General features: G+C 40.1%; 1 pseudogene. It reads left to right on the forward strand.

The features are described 5' to 3' along the window. Positions 1 to 64 precede the first annotated feature (64 nt). Positions 65 to 579, forward strand: a pseudogene (locus JMX97_RS13680) (transposase); the annotation flags it as partial.

Consider the following 579-nt stretch of genomic DNA (forward strand, 5'->3'; position numbering starts at 1 on the left):
TTAGGACTTACGCAGAAACTAACAGATATTGCTAATCTAGAGAATAACGTAGTAGCATAAAGTCATGAAAAAGCCCAGAGTAACCCGACTAGATTATTGCCAATATCTAATGGTGAGTCAAATAAACTACACCATTACTAACTATGCGGACCATCATCCTGAGAATATCAGTCATGACCGTATTAACCGCTATCTTAGAGATGACAAGCTAAGACCACGTCTAGTATGGGAGCAAGTCAAACAAGACCTTATCGCCCACCCTGATGGTTACCTACTCTTTGATGACACCGTATTAGACAAAGACCACAGTCATAAGATAGAACTGGTTAATCGCCAGTATAGTGGTAACGCCAAGCGATTGATTAAAGGCATTGGTCTTGTAAACTGCATCTATGTTAATCCTCATACCGGACAGTATTGGGTTATTGATTACCGTATTTATAACAAAGCTTGCGATGGTAAGAGCAAGCTTGACCATTTAAAAGACATGCTACAGCACAGTATCGAGTACAAGCAGCTAGCATTTAAAACCGTGCTTATGGATAGCTGGTATGCTACCAAAGACATCATGCTCACTAT

Origin of the sequence: Psychrobacter sp. 72-O-c (assembly GCF_904846605.1) — a bacterium.
Taxonomy (GTDB): Bacteria; Pseudomonadota; Gammaproteobacteria; order Pseudomonadales; family Moraxellaceae; genus Psychrobacter.